Genomic DNA, 15,462 nt, shown 5'->3' on the forward strand with positions numbered 1-15,462 from the left:
TGGCCGCTTCATTGGGATTGCTGGGTGCATCCATGCACCCAGCCCTTCCGCGCTGGCGCGCTCCAGGGACAGCCATTCGGCTGTCCGGATTCGCTCCTGGCGAATCCGTCGAACCCGTTGGGGTTCTCGGCTCCCCATGCTTTCCGGAAGACAAATAAAAAGGCCGCCCCTGGGGGCGGCCTTTTTATTTGTCTGGCGGAGAGAGGGGGATTCGAACCCCCGAAGCGCGGTTTAGACGCTTACACACTTTCCAGGCGTGCTCCTTCAACCACTCGGACACCTCTCCGGACCTGCCGCACACAACCCGCTGCAGGGGCGCAGATTCTAGCGGGGGAATCGGAATCGCACAAGCGGTTCGTCACGGGGGCAGGGGGGCTGGACAGGCGTGGCACAATGGTCGTCCCGATGAAGACGGTGGCCTGATGTCCTATCTCGTCCTTGCCCGCAAGTGGCGTCCGAAGCGTTTTGCCGAGCTGGTGGGCCAGGAACACGTGGTCCGTGCGCTCAGCAATGCGCTGGACAGCGGCCGGGTGCACCATGCGTTCCTGTTTACCGGCACCCGCGGGGTCGGCAAGACCACCATTGCCCGTATTTTCGCCAAGTCGCTGAACTGCGAGCAGGGCACCAGCGCCGATCCATGCGGCCAGTGCCCGGCATGCCTGGATATCGACTCCGGCCGTTACATCGATCTGCTCGAGATCGATGCCGCGTCCAATACCGGTGTGGATGATGTCCGCGAGGTGATCGAGAACGCCCAGTACATGCCCTCCCGGGGCAAGTACAAGGTCTACCTGATCGACGAAGTGCACATGCTGTCCAAGGCGGCGTTCAATGCGCTGCTCAAGACGCTGGAAGAGCCGCCGGAGCACGTGAAGTTCCTGCTGGCCACCACTGATCCGCAGAAGCTGCCGGTGACGGTCCTTTCGCGCTGCCTGCAGTTCAACCTGAAGCGGTTGGACGAGGAACAGATCCAGGGCCAGATGACCAAGATCCTGGCCGCCGAGGAGATCGAGTCCGATCCGACTGCGATCGTGCAGCTGGCCAAGGCCGCCGATGGCAGCCTGCGTGATGGCCTGTCGTTGCTGGACCAGGCGATCGCCTATGCCGGCGGTGCGCTGCGCGAGGATGTGGTGCGCGCGATGCTGGGCACCGTGGACCGCACCCAGGTGGCGGCGATGCTGGATGCGCTGGCCGATGGTGATGGCCCGCGGCTGCTGCAGACCGTGGCCCTGCTGGCCGAGTTCTCGCCGGACTGGAGCGGGGTGCTCGACGCCTTGGCCGAAGCCCTGCACCGGATCCAGGTGCAGCAGCTGGTGCCGGGCGCCGCGACGGCGGGCGAGGGGATCGATGCCGAAGCCTTCGCCCAGCGCCTGCGTCCGGAAGTAGTGCAGCTCTGGTACCAGATGGCCCTGGGCGGTCGCCGTGACCTGCACCTGGCCCCAAGCCCGCGCGCGGGATTCGAGATGGCGGTGCTGCGCATGCTGGCGTTCCGCCCGGCATCGGCCGTCCCGCCCGTGCCCCGTGATCCGGGCACCGGTACCGAAGTGAACAGTGGCGGCCAGGCCAGTGGCCAGGGCGCCGGCATGGCCGCTGCGGCAGCGGCTCCGGCTCCGGCTCCGTCCGTGGCGCCCGCCAAGGCCAGCGCGCCCGTCGCTCAGGCAGCCCCGGTGGCGCCTGAGGCGCCGGTCGCCGCCCCGGTCGTCGCGCCCCCCGAGGCCGCAGCCCCGCCGCTGAAACAGGTTACTCCCGCCCCGACAGCCGCCGAGCCGGTCCAACCGACCAAGCCGGCCAAGCCGAACGCGCCTGCCCCCGCTGCCGACGACGATCTGCCGCCGTGGCATCAGGAGAACGATGCGGCCGATCGCGACGAAGCGCTGGCTGCTGAAATGGCCACCCCGGATGCGGCCATGGTCGCTCCCTGGGAAGCGCCGCCCGAGCGGACCGCGGCACCGGTTGCTCCCGCGCCTGTACGGGACGCCCCCGCCCCGGTGGCTCGCCCGGAGGGTATCGCCATCGCACCCTCAGTGGCCGACGCCGCGCCGTCAGGGGCGAACGGTGAGCTGACCGCTGATGCCTGGCTGGAACTGGTCGCCGGCAGCCAGCTCAATGGCCCGTCCAAGCAGCTGGCGGCTCACTCGGCGTTCATCAGCTACCAGCACGGTGTCTTGAAACTGGCGATTTCGCCCGGATTTGAGTACTTGAGTTCGGACCGCTCGCAGGCGGCGCTGATCGCGGCATTGACCGGCCCCCTGGGGCAGGCTCCGCGTCTGGTGATCGATACCGGCGCGGCCGGTGCCGAGACCCTGCATCAGCGCGCTGACCGCCAGCGTGGCGAACGCCAAACGGCGGCGGAAGCCGCTTTCATGGCCGACCCGTCGGTGCAGTTGCTGATCCAGCAACACAGTGCCCGGGTCGTGGCCGATTCCATTCGTCCTTTTGAAGAGTAAAGAACCATGCGCGGCAATATCGCCCAACTGATGCAGCAGGCCCAGAAGATGCAGGAAAACCTGCAGAAGGCCCAGGAAGACCTCGCCAAGCTGGAAGTCACCGGCAGCGCCGGCGGCGGCATGGTCAGCGTGACCCTGACCGGCACCAAGGAATGCCGCAAGGTGCGCATCGATCCGTCGGTGCTCTCCGATGCGGAAATGACCGAAGACCTGGTGGCCGCAGCGTTCAACGATGCCTCCAACAAGATCGATGCCGAGTCGAAGAACCGCATGGGTTCGGCGACCGCTGGCATGCAGCTGCCCCCGGGCATGAAGCTGCCGTTCTGAGCCACTTCTGCGCCGGGTCGAGGCCTGGCGAGGGTGGTGACCGCGCCGCGAAGCCTCCGGGCTTCGCGCGCTTGTTTCTGAGATGAGCGATCCGCCATGAGCCTGCCCCTGCTCGAACAATTGATCGAGGCCTTCCGCGTGTTGCCGGGCGTGGGCCAGAAGACCGCCCAGCGCATGGCCTACCACGTGCTCGAACGTGAGCGCGAGGGCGGCCAGAAGCTGGCCGAGGTGCTGGCCAAGGCGATCGAGCGGATCGGGCATTGCGCGCAGTGCCGGGATTTCAGTGAGACCGAGGTCTGTGCGGTCTGCGCCAACGGCAGCCGCGAGCGCCAGCAGCTGTGTGCGGTGGAGTCACCGGCCGATCGCCTGGCGATCGAGACGGCTACCGGCTACCGCGGCGTCTATTTCGTGCTGCAGGGGCGGCTGTCACCGCTGGACGGCATCGGTCCGCGCGAGCTGGGCCTGGATCAGCTGGAGGCCCGCCTGAAGCAAGGCGAAGTGACCGAGTTGATCATCGCCACCAGTGCCACCGTGGAAGGCGAAGCGACCGCGCATTACCTGGCCCAGATGGCGCGCAGCCACAAGGTCCGCCCGAGCCGGTTGGCGCAGGGCCTGCCGCTGGGCGGCGAGCTGGAATACGTGGATCGCGGCACGCTGTCGCACGCCTTCGGTACGCGTACCGAAGTGCAGGAATGATCCCGCGCAACCCGCGCCGGTGATCGAAACCGGGCGTGCATCCGCGCTACTCTCCAAGGCCCTGTTACACGAGGTGCCCTCATGAGCCACGACACCCTGTTCGGCAAGATCATCCGCCGCGAAATTCCCGCCACCATCGTCTACGAAGACGAGGAGGTGCTCGGCTTCAAGGACATCGCGCCGCAGGCGCCGGTGCACGTGTTGTTCATTCCCAAGCACGAAGCGATCCCGACCCTGGATGACGTGCGGCCGGACCAGGCGCACCTGATCGGCAAGCTGGCGATGGCCGCCGCCGAGTACGCCCGCCGCGAAGGGTTCGCGCAGGACGGCTACCGTATCGTCATGAACTGCCGCGAGCACGCCGGGCAGACCGTGTTCCATATCCACCTGCACCTGCTGGCCGGCGCGCAGCTGGGTCACTTCGGCACGCCGAACGGCTGAGCGGGCCGGGGCAACAAAAAACGCCGCCCGAAGGCGACGTTTTTCTTCAGCGCGTCCGCATCAGCGACGGGGACGCGCCACCTCCGGGCTTACCACCAGCCCCAGCCGCGGTAGCCCCAGCCCGGACCCCAGCCCGGGCCCCACGGGCCGTACGGGTAGGCGGGCACCACGTCGACCTGGCGCTGTTCCGGCCACAGGTAGATCACATCGGCGTCCAGCTTCGGCAGGCGATAGTCGTACTCGCCGATACGGGTGTTCTCGTAGCCGCCGATCTTGCCGATGAAGGTCACGTCCCGGCCCGGCTCGAACACCGCCGGATCGTAAAAGCCGGCGCGGCACGCGATGAAGCGGCCGTCACTGGCGTCGGCCGAGGTGGTGCTCGGGCGGCCACTGCCGTTGAGCGGACGCGAAATCATCTGGAAGCAGGTCTGGCCCTGGCCCGGGTTGGTTTCGATGATGCGGCCACCCCAACGCACCGGGGTGCCCACCTGCTGGGTGGGAACCGCGTCACGCGGGCTGACCATACTGAACTGCCCCTGCAGCGGCTTGGGCGCGGTGGCGCAGGCAGCCAATGCCAGAGAGGCAGCAAGGGGAAGCAGGATTTGAATCTTCATGGGGATGCTCCGGAGGTCGGGCGATGCCTGCGCAGGTCGCGCAATAATGAAGTGAGGTCGACGTCAGCGCCAGCGTAGCGCGCCTGGACGAAACGCGCGCTGAGCGACAACAACGCCGGATCGGGCCGTTGCCGGTCCACCCGGCGGGCCCACTCGCTGGCCGGTTCGGCGCTGGCGCGTTCCAGCCCATGGCGTGCATAGCGGCGTCCCAGCCGGTGCCACGCCCGCAGCAGCGGGTCGCGTTCGCGTTCGCCCCGGGCCAGCAGCCACGCCATCCACCCTAGCGCGGCCAGCGCGAAGACAGTGAAAATTCCCACCAGTCGGGTCGGATCCAGGCGCTCGAAACCAAACGGTTCAAGAAGCCGTTGCTGGCGGTTGGCATCGAAGGACAGGATCAGGTCGTTCCAGCCCCGGCGCAGCCAGTCCCCCATCTGCCCGAACTGCAGCCAACGGCTGTTGAGCATCGCACCGGCGTCGCCCGCCGCCAGCCGGTCGTCGATCGTGTCGTAGATGCGTTCGGGGGCGACGGCCGCGGTCGGGTCGACCCGTACCCAGCCGCGCCCGGGCAGCCAGACCTCGGCCCAGGCATGGGCATCCATCCGGCGCAGCACCCAGTAGTCACCATAGGGATTGTGGACGCCACCGGCGAAGCCGGTCACGACCCGCGCCGGGATGCCGGCGTTGCGCATCAACACAACGAACGATGAGCTGAAGTGCTGGCAGAAGCCGGCCTGCTGGTCGAACAGGAACTCGTCCACGCCATCGCGGCCCGGCTCGGGCGTGTCCAGGGTGTAGACGAAGCGCGCACGTACCCACTCGAGTGCGCGCTGCACGATCGCCGCATCGTTGCTGCCAGCCTCCTGCCGCCACTGCCGCGCCAGCACCGCCGTGCGCGGGTTCACGCCGTCGGGCAGCTGCAGTGCAAGGCGACGCTCGTAAGGCGTCAATGGGTCGGTGTAGGCCACGGCCGGGGCGGAACGCAGTCGCCAGCGGGTCAGGGCATTGAGTGCTGCGTGGCTGCGCAGGCTGTGGTTGGCATCCAGATCGCTGCCGGCAGGGGCCTGCAACGGCAGATCCAGTGCGACCAGCTGGCGGCGGTCGGTCGGCTCATAGTCGATCTGGTACTCCCACTGTGTGCTGGCGTGGGTCACCGCGGCGGGCGCGCGCTCGATCAGATGCCTGTCCTGCTCCCAGCGTTTGCCGTCGAACAGGCTGAGCACCGGGCCGCGCCAGTAGCGCTGCTGCGGTTCCGGAACCGCGCCAAAAAACTGCACGCGCAGCGCCGGGGTGTCATCGGCCATCAGATCCAGCCACTGCCCGGGCTCCATCGTGTCGGACAGGCCGGGCTTGCCGACCGCGCGATCGGGGATGCCCCACAGGGGTTCACTCAACCGCGGGAACAGCCAGAAACCTGCCAGCGCCAATGGCAGGCCGAGCATGACCAGCCGGCCGATCCCGCGCAGCTGGCGTTTGAGCGGCGCCGGCGGTGCCTGGCCCTCCAGGTGCGCCAGCCGCTGCAACGCGAGCAATGCGACCAGGCCGGCCAGTACCGCCAATGTCATCGTCAGCGGCCCTTGGTCGAGCAGGAACGCCGCGAACGGGCCGAACAACCCGAAGCCGACCAGGCTGCGGGCATCGCGCAGGCTGCGCAGCTCGCTGGATTTCAACGCGAGCATCGCCGCCAGCAGCGCGCAGCCGGTATCGCGGCCCGGGCGCGGGCCCATCTGCCAGTAGATGGCGCCCAGCATGGCGAGCACCAGCAGCAGGCGCAGTGCTCCCGGCAGCAGGCGCTGGCGCGAAACCAAGGCGGTCAGCAGTGCAACGCCGGCGATGACGGCCGCCAGCACGGTGGGCAGCTGCAGCAGCAGCGGCAACAGGCCCAGGGCCGCACTGGCCAGGGTCCAGTAGCGCGCACCGGGACTGAGCGGGGCGACGGGGCGGTCAGTCATGGGGCAACAGCGCCAACGCGCGCTGGCACAGATGGTGATGGGCACTGCCATTGCCGGGGCCGAGCACCGGCTGGCCGGGCAGCGTGAGGGTGTAGCGGCGCCCTTCGCGTTCGGCCAGGTCGACCCAGCGCGCCAGGCGCGCGATCCGGGCCTCGGTGCCCAGCGGGGCCAGGCGCCACCAGTCCAGCACGACCTCCACGCCGATCGGCTTTTCGTACTCGCGCACCAGCAGGGTGTCGCGCCGCGCAGAGTGCTTCCACGCGATGCTGCGCGTCGGGTCGCCGGGGCGATACGGACGCAGCTGATGCAGCTCGTCGCCGCTGGCATGCACACGGGTATGCAACGGATCGCCGCCGCTCTCGGGCAACGCAGGGGCGTGCGCTTCCGGTGCGGCATAGACCAGCAAGGGTGTCTCCGGCCACACCCACGACCAGGCGCGTACCAGGCCCAGTGGCTGTGTGGTGGCGATGCGGATCCGGGAGAGGTCGAACCAGCCGCGCTGATGCGTGGGCAGGTCGAGATCCACTTCGATCTGGTCGCTGTCCACCAGGTGCCCGAACGCTGCCACGCCGTCGTGCTCCACGTGCAGGCCGCGACGCGCGCGGGTATCGGTGCGCGACAGGCTGATGCGCAGCCGCAGCGGCGCGCCTGCGGTGACCGGTTCGGCGGATACCGCATCCACCTGCAACGCGGACAACTGCAGGTGGGCGCTGATCGCACTGGCGATGCTGACCGTGGCCAGCAGCAGCGCCAACAACAGGGCAGGGTTGTTGTTGTAGTTCAATGCACCGAGCAGCATCGCCGAGAGCAGCGCGGCGACGAACAGACCGAAGCGCGTCGGCAGCACATAGATGCGGCGCCGGTCGAACCGGCTGGGCAGGTGCTCCGGTCGGCGCGGTCGCGCCAGATGCTGCAGGTGCTGCCAGCGGGCTCCCCAGCCGCGGCGCATCTCAGTCGACCTGCACGGTCTGGAGGATGGCGCGGGCCAATGCCGGCCCATTGCCGGCTTCTGCCTCCGGCACCAGCCGATGCCCGGCCACCGCAACGAACAGCGTCTGCACGTCTTCAGGCACGACATGTGCGCGGCCCAACAGCAGGGCATGCGCCTTGGCGGCGCGCAGCAATGCCAGGCCCGCGCGCGGTGACAGGCCGACGCGCACCCCGGCGTGCTGGCGGCTGCGGGCCAGCAGCGCCTGCACGTAGGTGATCAAGGCTTCACTGGCGTGCACCTGGCCGACCGCCTCGCGCAGCGTCCGCACCTCCACCTCGCTCAGCCGCGCGGTGGCCTGCGCGATCAGGTGGCGGCGATCAGTGCCGCGCAGCAGCTCGCGCTCGGATTCGGGATTGGGGTAGCCCAGCGCCAACCGCAGCAGGAAGCGGTCCAGCTGCGAGTCCGGCAACGGGAAGGTGCCGGACAGGTCGACCGGGTTCTGGGTGGCGATGACGAAGAACGGATCCGGCAGCGGGTGGGTCACGCCATCCAGGGTCACCTGCTGCTCGGCCATCGCCTCCAGCAGCGCACTCTGGGTACGCGGCGGGGCGCGGTTGATCTCATCGGCAAGCAGCACATGGGTGAAGACCGGGCCGGGGTGGAACTGGAACTGACGGCTGCCGGCGTCGTAAACAGAGACGCCGAGTACATCGGCAGGCAGCAGGTCGGAAGTGAACTGCACCCGCTGGAAGCCCAGCCCGAGGCTGGAGGCCATGGCGTGGGCAAGGGTGGTCTTGCCCAGGCCGGGCAGATCCTCGATCAGCAGATGGCCGCCGGAGAGCAGCGCCACGAAGGCCAGTCGTACCTCCTGGGCCTTGCCCAGGACCAGCCCGTTGACCTGATCCTGGGCGGCGCGGAGAGACTGTCGCAGTACATCGGTTAGCATGGCTGGCACGGGGGGCGAATGATCCATGTCCGTCTCGTATCGATGATTCCACTGATTCTATAGAGCAATGCAGGGCGAACAACGCGCACGCACCATATTCCTGTTGTTGTGGACGCTGGTCACCGCCGTCAAGCTGGTGGTGGCCGCACGTCTGCCCTTGTTCGTGGACGAAGCTTTTTACTGGCAGGAAGGCCAGCACCTGGCGGCGGCCTATTCGGACCTGCCCGGGCTGACCGCATGGCTGGCACGCCTGGGCGTGGAAGTGGGTGGCAACCATGTGCTCGCGCTACGGCTGCCGTTCCTGGCGATCGGTGCGTGGCTGCCATGGCTGGTCTCGCGGATCGCCACGCGCTGGTTCGGCGCGGTGGCCGGTTGGCAGGCCGGCAGCCTGACCCTGCTGATGCCGCTGTCAGCCACGCTGGGCATGCTGGCCGTGCCGGATGTGCCGATGGCGCTGGCCGCGGTGCTGTGCCTGGACGCCGGTGCACGCCTGCTGCGCAACGTGGATGCGGCGGCGGCGGTGAAGCTGGCCGCGGGCCTGGCGATCGGCGCACTCAGCCATTACCGCTTCATCGGGGTGATCGTGGTCGGCTTCATCGCGCTGCTGGTGCTGCCGCAGGGCCGGCGCATGCTGCGCGATCCGCGCGTCTGGGTGGCCCTGACGGTCGGTGTGGTGGCGTGGCTGCCGCTGCTGTCGTGGAATGCCGACAACCATGATGCCGGCCTGAAATTCCAGGTGGTCGAGCGCCACCCGTGGGCGTTCGAGTGGAGCGGGCTGTGGTTCCTGGTGATCCAGCCGATGCTGGTCACCCCGATCCTGTGCATCGCGATGTGGAAGGTGGCCCTGGCCGGTACCCGCTCCGGTGGCGGCGCACGCGCCCAGTGGCGGTATTTCGGTCTGATCGGCGCGGTATCGACCCTGTCCATCTTCGCCCTGGGCTTCTTCACCGATGTGGAGCGCATCAGCTTCCACTGGCCGCTGCCGGGCTATCTCGCGCTGCTGATCGCGGTGCCGGTCGTGCTCAATGGCTGGCCGCGCTGGCTGCGCCGCACCGGCTGGTGGCTGGCCGGTGCCGGGTTGGCACTGGCCTTCGGCTATTACCTGATGGCGTCCGTGCCGAGCGTGCGCGAGCAGCTGGCCGGCTACAAGTATTACCCGCGCAACTTCGCCGGCTGGGAACCCCTGGCAGGCGCCGTGCGCGAAGAATTGAAGGGCATGCCACCGGGCACCCGCGTGCTGGCCGGCAACTTCAAGGTCGGCGCGGAACTGGGCTTCCAGTTGCGTGATCCCTCGATCGAGGTGCTGCGCCATCCGTTGAACGACAAACACGGCCGCAGTGCGCAGCTGGGGCTGTGGGGGTTGCTGCACGATGGTCAGCGCGACACACCGATGCTGCTGGTGCTGTCCCCCAGCGACCAGCGCTATCGCGATCTGCTGGAGCGCTATCACGCGGTCTGCGACCAGGTGGGCCCGCTGCCGCCGCCGCGCGTGGTCAGCAACGATCATGGCTATCAGCGCTTCCTGCTGTTCAAGCTGCCTGCCGGGCGGGTGGACGGGCCCTGCGTCACCCCGGCGATGGCCTGGGTGGATGCGCCGCAGCCGGATGCCAAGGTGGGCGACACGCTGGATGTGCGCGGCTGGGCCTTCAAGGACGGTGCCGGCATCGAACGCGTCCAGCTGTTTGTCGATGGGAAGCCGGTCGGCGATGCGGTCTACGGGCGCGCCTACGACATCACCAGCGCCTGGAAGATCTCCACCGATCCGCAGCATCCCAACGTGGCCTTCGATGCCACGCTGAACACCGCTCACCTCGCGCCCGGTCGCCATTGGCTGGGCATGACGCTGTACGGCAAGGACGGCAGCGTGGAGCAGTGGCAGGAACAGGCCTTCACCGTCCCCGCGCGCTGAGTGCGCGTGTTTTTTCATGGATGACACCCTCATGCGCAATGCCTCGCCGGAAACGGCTTCCGTGCCGGTGTCCCGTCCGGTCTCCGCGCCGGTGCCGCCCGCGCTGACGCGCCTGCTGTGGCTGGCGGTGGCTGCGGTCGTCGCGGTGGGCGTGGCGGCGATGCTGTGGCTCGCGCCGCGGGTGCTGTACGCCGATCCGTGGCGCTTCACCCAGAAGCTGCTGGAGATGCCGTGGCCATCGAACGTGCTGGTCTCGGACAACGGCCACCGCGAAATCCTGCCGAACCTGGTGCGCCATGCCGAGCTGTCCTGGCTGCATGGCAACCAGTGGCTGCAGATCGGCACGGGCGTGCTGCTGGCCCTGGCCACGGTGTGGCTGCTGGCCCGGATCATCAAGGCCGATGCGCTGGCGCCGCCGGTACGCGCGGCCGCGACCCTGATCGGGGCGCTGTCGATCTTCTGGCTCGGCAGCCAGCGCGCGCTCACCCATGGCAACGAGTCGGTGCATGCGTATCTGATCACCGCGGCGCTGATGGCCGGGGTGGCTGTGCTGCTGCGTGGGGATCGCCGCGGTGCGGTGCTGGCGGCGCTGTGCGGTGTCGCCGCGACGTTCTCGTTCGGCAGCGGCGTAGCGGTGTTCGTCGGGCTGGCGGCGGTGCTGGTGGTGCGCCGTGCGCCGCTGTCGCACTGGGTGCCGTTGATGCTGGGGCTGTTGGTGGCGGTCGGCCTGCACCTGGGCATGGGCCGCACCGGCATGCCCTCGCAGATGGCGCTTGCGCCATTGGCGCAGCTGGACGTGCTGCTGCGCTGGCTGGCCTCGCCCTTCATCTACCTGGCCTGGCCTGCGCTGGATCCGGCGGCGGCACAGCAACTGCCGTTCGCGCCCGTGCGCAATGCGGTCCATTCGGTGGCGAGCGGGTACCAGTGGCTGTTCGGCCCGGTGATGACCTCGCGCTGGCCGCATCTGCTGGTGGGCGCGGTTGGGCTGGGCGGAGTGCTCGGAATGACCCGTTGCAGCTGGCAACGCGGGCGCAGCGCCGGCGCCGGGGAGTCGGTGGCGTTGGCGATGGCGTGGTTCGGGCTGGCCGTGGGCGGGCTGGTCGCGCTCAGCCGCTGGACCTATTTCGCCGATTACCCCACGCAGCTGGCCGCACCGCGGTATGTGCCGTGGTCGTGGCTGTTCTGGTGCGGCCTGCTGCTGTGGGCGACGGTCCGCGTGGGTCTGCGCCGCCCCCGGCCGGTGGTCTGGGGGGCGCTCCTGCTGGCCCTGGTGGCCGTGCCGAGCACCGCCTGGATGGCCTACCTCGGCGCCAGCATGCAGCGCGTGGCCAACATGACGGCCACCGCAGCCGCGGCGGGCGTGATCGATCCGGACCAGACCCATGGCGAGAGCGTACCTGGCGAAGTGCAGGCGGCACTGCCAAGCCTGCGCGCGCACGGGAGCGCGATGTTCGCCTGGCCGGAAACGCGCTATCTGCAGGGCGAACGCACGGCGGCCACCGCCTCGGCGGTGCCGCTCAGTGCGGTTTCGGTGGTCGCCGTGCGCAACCTGCTGGGCGGGCCCGCGTGGCGCGTGGAGTTCGCTGCCCGGAGCCCGGCGCCGCGGCTGGTCCTGCAGTGCGCGGGACGCCCGGTGGGCCTGGCGATGCCGCTGGCTGGGCACTGGGTCGGCTGGGCCACCGGGCCGCTGGATGCCGGCTGCCTGGAAGCGCTGCAGCTGCGTTGAGGCTCAGGGCAGGGTGTAGCCGGCCTGGCGCAGCAGCTGGCTCACCGCGATCAGCGGCAGGCCGATCAGAGCGGTCGGGTCGCGGTTCTCGATCGCCTCGAACAAGGTGATGCCCAGCCCCTCGCATTTGAAACTGCCGGCGCAGTCCAGCGGCTGCTCGGCGGCCACGTAGCGGACGATTTCGGCATGATCCAGCGTGCGGAAATGGACCCGGGTCCGGTCGCACGCGGCCAGGACCTCGCCGTCGCGCACCAGGCTCACCGCCGTGTGGAAGTCGACCACCTGGCCGGACATCGCCGCCAGCTGCGCCTGCGCACCCTCGACCGTGCCGGGCTTGCCCAGCGCGGCGCCGTTCAGTTCCGCCACCTGGTCCGAGCCGATCACCCACTGGCCCGGGTGCAGGCGGGCCACGGCCTCCGCCTTGGCCTGCGCCAACCGCACGGCCACGGCCCGTGGGGCCTCGCCGGGGGCGGGGGTCTCATCCACCTCGGGGCGGGCGGTCTGCAGGGGCAGGCCAAGCCGTTCCAGCAGTTCGCGGCGGTAGCGGGAGGTGGAGGCAAGCAGCAGTGGGGTCATGCGACAATACCGGGCACGGAAGGGCGGCAGTCTGGCCCCTCGGGGCGGGGATCGGCAACCTGACTGCGCAGGCATTTGACAGCAGCCCGGGCGATCCTTAACATTCAGCGGCTTATGTCCGCAAACGTGCCCGAAATGCTGGATGCTTGGCGGATGGTCGCAGCGCGCAGGCGCTTCGATGGCCAGGTGGATCTAGCGAAATTGACCCGCCTGCAAGGCCTTGTTGCCGATACCGAAGGTCAGTGCACCTATGCACTGGAATTCGCGCACGACGACATCCTGCGGGTATCCTATGTTGAACTGTCCATCGACACCGCGCTGCCGCTGATCTGTCAGCGCAGCCTGCAGCGTTTCCTGTTGCCGGTTTCGATGGTGCAGCGGCTCGGTCTGATCCGTAGCGAAGAGGAAGAATCCTCGCTGCCGGAAGGCTGGGAGCCGTGGCTGGTGCCCGAAGACGGCATGCTGCGACCGCTGGAACTGGTCGAGGACGAACTCGTCCTGGCCGTGCCCGTCGTGCCGTTGTCTCCCGATGGCGAGGCAGTGGACAAGGACTGGGCACCGACCGAAGAAGAAATCAGCAAGGCCAATCCGTTCGCGGCGTTGGCGGCACTGAAAAAACAATAGCAGCCGGATTGTCGTCGGCGGCTGCGGCGAAAGCGAAAACTGTGCTGGGCGCTGGCGTCCTGCGCGACGATACGACGAAGCAAAACGAACCGAGTTTGGAGCAATCCCATGGCTGTGCAGAAATCCCGTGTCACCCCGTCCCGCCGCGGTATGCGCCGTGCGCATGACGCCCTGAGCGCCAAGCAGCTGTCCACCGATCCGACCACCGGTGAAGTGCACCTGCGTCACCACATCACCGCTGACGGTTTCTACCGCGGCAAGAAGGTGATCACGACCAAGTCGAACTCGGCCGTCGAAGAAGATTGATTTGTGAAGGCCGCTGCCCGGTCGGGCGGCGGCCTTTACCCCATTCTTCCCGATCACCACGTTTGGTGATCGTGCTACAGGACATGCAATGAGCAAGCGGATCTACTCGAGGATCGCGGGCACCGGTAGTTATTTGCCCGAAAAAGTGTTGACCAACCAGGATCTGGAGAAAATGGTCGACACCAGCGATGAGTGGATTCAATCGCGCACTGGTATCCGCGAACGGCACATTGCGGCCGAAGGCGAGACCACCAGCGACCTCGGCTACCACGCCGCGGTACGTGCGCTTGAAGCGGCCGGTATCGACGCTTCGCAGCTCGACATGATCGTGGTGGGTACCACCACGCCTGACCTGATTTTCCCGTCCACCGCTTGCCTGATCCAGGCCAAGCTCGGTGCGAGCGGTTGCCCCGCCTTCGACGTCAACGCCGCCTGTTCGGGCTTCGTGTTCGCGTTGAGCGTGGCCGACAAATTCATCCGTTCCGGTGATGCACGCCATGTGCTGGTCATCGGTGCGGAAACCCTGACCCGTATCGTCGACTGGACCGAGCGCACCACCTGCGTGCTGTTCGGCGATGGCGCGGGCGCCGTCGTGCTCAAGGCCGACGAAGACACCGGCATCCTCAGCACCCACTTGCATTCGGATGGCAGCAAGAAAGAACTGCTGTGGAACCCGGTGGGCGTCTCGGCCGGCTTCGGCGAGGGCGACAATGCCCGCGGCGCGATCCTGATGAAGGGCAACGACGTGTTCAAGTACGCCGTCAAGGCGCTGGATTCGGTCGTCGATGAAACCCTGGAAGCCAATGCGCTGACCAAGGCCGACCTGGATTGGCTGATCCCGCACCAGGCCAACCTGCGCATCATCGAAGCCACCGCCAAGCGCCTGGAGATGTCCATGGACCAGGTGGTGGTGACGGTCGACAAGCACGGCAATACGTCCTCGGCCTCCGTGCCGATGGCGCTGGACCACGCGGTCCGCTCCGGTCGTGTGGAGCGCGGGCAGCTGCTGCTGCTGGAAGCCTTCGGCGGCGGCTTCACGTGGGGTTCTGCTCTGCTGCGCTATTGATAGCCACAGTTACGACAACGTGACGCTGTCGTTACGGCCCCATTACGGGGCCGTAAGCATTTCAGGAGAACTGTCATGGTTGAGCCCATCGTCATCGAAGGGCAGCGCGCCTGGCTGAAGCAGTACGGCGAAGGAAGCCGCGTGGTCGCGCTGGGGCTGTTGAACTTCATCGCCCGCCGCTTCCAGCTTGATGCCCTGCGCCCACCACCGCACCGCGGCGGCGATGCCGCCCGCGAAACCGAAGCCCGCCGCCTGGCCGAACTGCAGGCCCAGGGCGTCAACGTCCCCAGCGTGATCGGCAGCGGCCACGCCGCCCTCGTGCTGGGCGACAACGGCTCCTCGTTCAACACCTGCCTGCGCGAAGCCGACGATGCCGGCCGCGACCGCCTGGTGTCCGCGGCGATGAACGCCATCGCCCAGGCCCACCGCAAGGGCGCTTACTTCGGCCAGCCACTGCCGCGCAACCTGACCTGGGACGGCAACGAGATCGGCTTCATCGATTTCGAAGAAGACCCCCTGGAAGTCATGGACCTCGCCCAGGCCCAGGCCCGCGACTGGCTGATGTTCGGCTACGGCGTGGCCAAGTACTACGAAGATCGGCCGCAGCAGCTGCAGAGCCTGATGGCGCAGGCCATGGACGGCGCCGAAGCGCCGGTCCTCGCCCATGCCCACGATGTCACCGGTCGCCTCCAGGGGCTGGCCCGTTACAGCATGAAAATGGGCCGCTCGGCCCGCGCGCTGGCCCACTCGATCCTGATCGTCCACGGCGCCACGACCCTGGGCGTGCTGATGCTGGCCGTGATCTGCATCGACTTCTTCAGCGACGGCGACCTCGACATCCTCCAGCTGTTCACCTGAGCCCACATACGCGGCAGTACAGACGAAGGGCGACGTTCCCCTTTAT

The 15,462-nt window shown here is 68.1% G+C and carries 15 protein-coding genes and 1 tRNA gene; 10 read left to right on the forward strand and 6 right to left on the reverse strand.

The window, feature by feature from the left end; translation table 11 throughout:
* Positions 1 to 193: 193 nt before the first annotated feature.
* Positions 194 to 286 (reverse strand) — tRNA-Ser (locus OC373_RS12080).
* A gap of 136 nt (positions 287 to 422) precedes the next feature.
* Between OC373_RS12080 and dnaX the strand changes: the two genes are divergently transcribed.
* From dnaX to OC373_RS12100, 4 genes are all read left to right on the forward strand, one after another.
* Entirely contained in the window at positions 423 to 2,447 is a 2,025-nt protein-coding gene (dnaX, locus tag OC373_RS12085) for a DNA polymerase III subunit gamma/tau (RefSeq protein WP_261997755.1), read from the forward strand.
* A gap of 6 nt (positions 2,448 to 2,453) precedes the next feature.
* Positions 2,454 to 2,774, forward strand: a complete 321-nt coding sequence (locus OC373_RS12090; RefSeq protein ID WP_019185335.1) for a YbaB/EbfC family nucleoid-associated protein — start codon at positions 2,454 to 2,456, stop codon at positions 2,772 to 2,774.
* Positions 2,775 to 2,870: 96 nt separating this feature from the next.
* Positions 2,871 to 3,470, forward strand: a complete 600-nt coding sequence (recR, locus tag OC373_RS12095) for a recombination mediator RecR (protein ID WP_019185336.1) — start codon at positions 2,871 to 2,873, stop codon at positions 3,468 to 3,470.
* A gap of 81 nt (positions 3,471 to 3,551) precedes the next feature.
* Positions 3,552 to 3,911: a histidine triad nucleotide-binding protein gene (locus OC373_RS12100; protein WP_019185337.1), complete on the forward strand. Its 360-nt coding sequence runs from the start codon at positions 3,552 to 3,554 to the stop codon at positions 3,909 to 3,911.
* An 89-nt stretch (positions 3,912 to 4,000) separates the two neighbouring features.
* Here OC373_RS12100 and OC373_RS12105 read toward each other — a convergent pair whose 3' ends face one another.
* Genes OC373_RS12105 through OC373_RS12120 form a run of 4 tightly spaced genes read right to left on the reverse strand, consistent with a single transcriptional unit; the run spans position 4,001 to position 8,378 of the window.
* The gene (locus tag OC373_RS12105) at positions 4,001 to 4,525 is read right to left on the reverse strand and encodes a Slp family lipoprotein (RefSeq protein ID WP_019185338.1); all 525 of its coding nucleotides are present in this window, start codon (positions 4,523 to 4,525) and stop codon (positions 4,001 to 4,003) included.
* Positions 4,522 to 6,474, reverse strand: coding sequence for a DUF3488 and transglutaminase-like domain-containing protein (locus tag OC373_RS12110; protein WP_261997756.1), 1,953 nt, complete (start codon positions 6,472 to 6,474; stop codon positions 4,522 to 4,524). Before OC373_RS12110 ends, OC373_RS12105 begins: the two co-directional genes overlap by 4 nt.
* A complete protein-coding gene (locus tag OC373_RS12115) occupies positions 6,467 to 7,423 on the reverse strand; it encodes a DUF58 domain-containing protein (RefSeq protein ID WP_070426745.1) in 957 nt (318 codons plus the stop codon). The genes OC373_RS12110 and OC373_RS12115 overlap by 8 nt, the downstream gene beginning before the upstream one ends.
* A gap of 1 nt (position 7,424) precedes the next feature.
* Positions 7,425 to 8,378: a MoxR family ATPase gene (locus OC373_RS12120; RefSeq protein ID WP_046273892.1), complete on the reverse strand. Its 954-nt coding sequence runs from the start codon at positions 8,376 to 8,378 to the stop codon at positions 7,425 to 7,427.
* Positions 8,379 to 8,418: 40 nt separating this feature from the next.
* Between OC373_RS12120 and OC373_RS12125 the strand changes: the two genes are divergently transcribed.
* Both OC373_RS12125 and OC373_RS12130 read left to right on the forward strand, forming a co-directional pair.
* A complete protein-coding gene (locus OC373_RS12125) occupies positions 8,419 to 10,260 on the forward strand; it encodes a glycosyltransferase family 39 protein (protein WP_070426746.1) in 1,842 nt (613 codons plus the stop codon).
* Positions 10,261 to 10,276: 16 nt separating this feature from the next.
* The gene (locus OC373_RS12130) at positions 10,277 to 11,986 is read left to right on the forward strand and encodes a hypothetical protein (protein WP_156785745.1); all 1,710 of its coding nucleotides are present in this window, start codon (positions 10,277 to 10,279) and stop codon (positions 11,984 to 11,986) included.
* Between the two features lie 3 nt (positions 11,987 to 11,989).
* On the opposite strand, the gene OC373_RS12135 is transcribed toward OC373_RS12130, so the two are convergent.
* Positions 11,990 to 12,562 carry a Maf family nucleotide pyrophosphatase gene (locus OC373_RS12135; RefSeq protein ID WP_070426747.1) on the reverse strand — a complete coding sequence of 191 codons (573 nt, stop codon included), beginning with the start codon at positions 12,560 to 12,562 and terminating at the stop codon, positions 11,990 to 11,992.
* A gap of 114 nt (positions 12,563 to 12,676) precedes the next feature.
* Here OC373_RS12135 and OC373_RS12140 point away from each other — a divergent pair, with 114 nt between their 5' ends.
* The 4 genes from OC373_RS12140 (at position 12,677) to OC373_RS12155 (ending at position 15,416) form a co-directional block, all read left to right on the forward strand.
* The gene (locus OC373_RS12140) at positions 12,677 to 13,186 is read left to right on the forward strand and encodes a YceD family protein (protein WP_019185345.1); all 510 of its coding nucleotides are present in this window, start codon (positions 12,677 to 12,679) and stop codon (positions 13,184 to 13,186) included.
* A 108-nt stretch (positions 13,187 to 13,294) separates the two neighbouring features.
* Complete coding sequence (gene rpmF, locus OC373_RS12145; protein WP_017357626.1) at positions 13,295 to 13,492, forward strand: 50S ribosomal protein L32; 198 nt, start codon at positions 13,295 to 13,297, stop codon at positions 13,490 to 13,492.
* 88 nt (positions 13,493 to 13,580) lie between these two features.
* Positions 13,581 to 14,558 carry a beta-ketoacyl-ACP synthase III gene (locus tag OC373_RS12150; RefSeq protein ID WP_019185346.1) on the forward strand — a complete coding sequence of 326 codons (978 nt, stop codon included), beginning with the start codon at positions 13,581 to 13,583 and terminating at the stop codon, positions 14,556 to 14,558.
* Between the two features lie 75 nt (positions 14,559 to 14,633).
* Entirely contained in the window at positions 14,634 to 15,416 is a 783-nt protein-coding gene (locus OC373_RS12155) for a serine/threonine protein kinase (protein ID WP_019185347.1), read from the forward strand.
* The last annotated feature ends 46 nt before the right edge of the window (positions 15,417 to 15,462 follow it).

The organism is Stenotrophomonas sp. Ste96 (assembly GCF_024519495.1).
In the GTDB taxonomy this organism is placed as follows: Bacteria; Pseudomonadota; Gammaproteobacteria; order Xanthomonadales; family Xanthomonadaceae; genus Stenotrophomonas; species Stenotrophomonas bentonitica_A.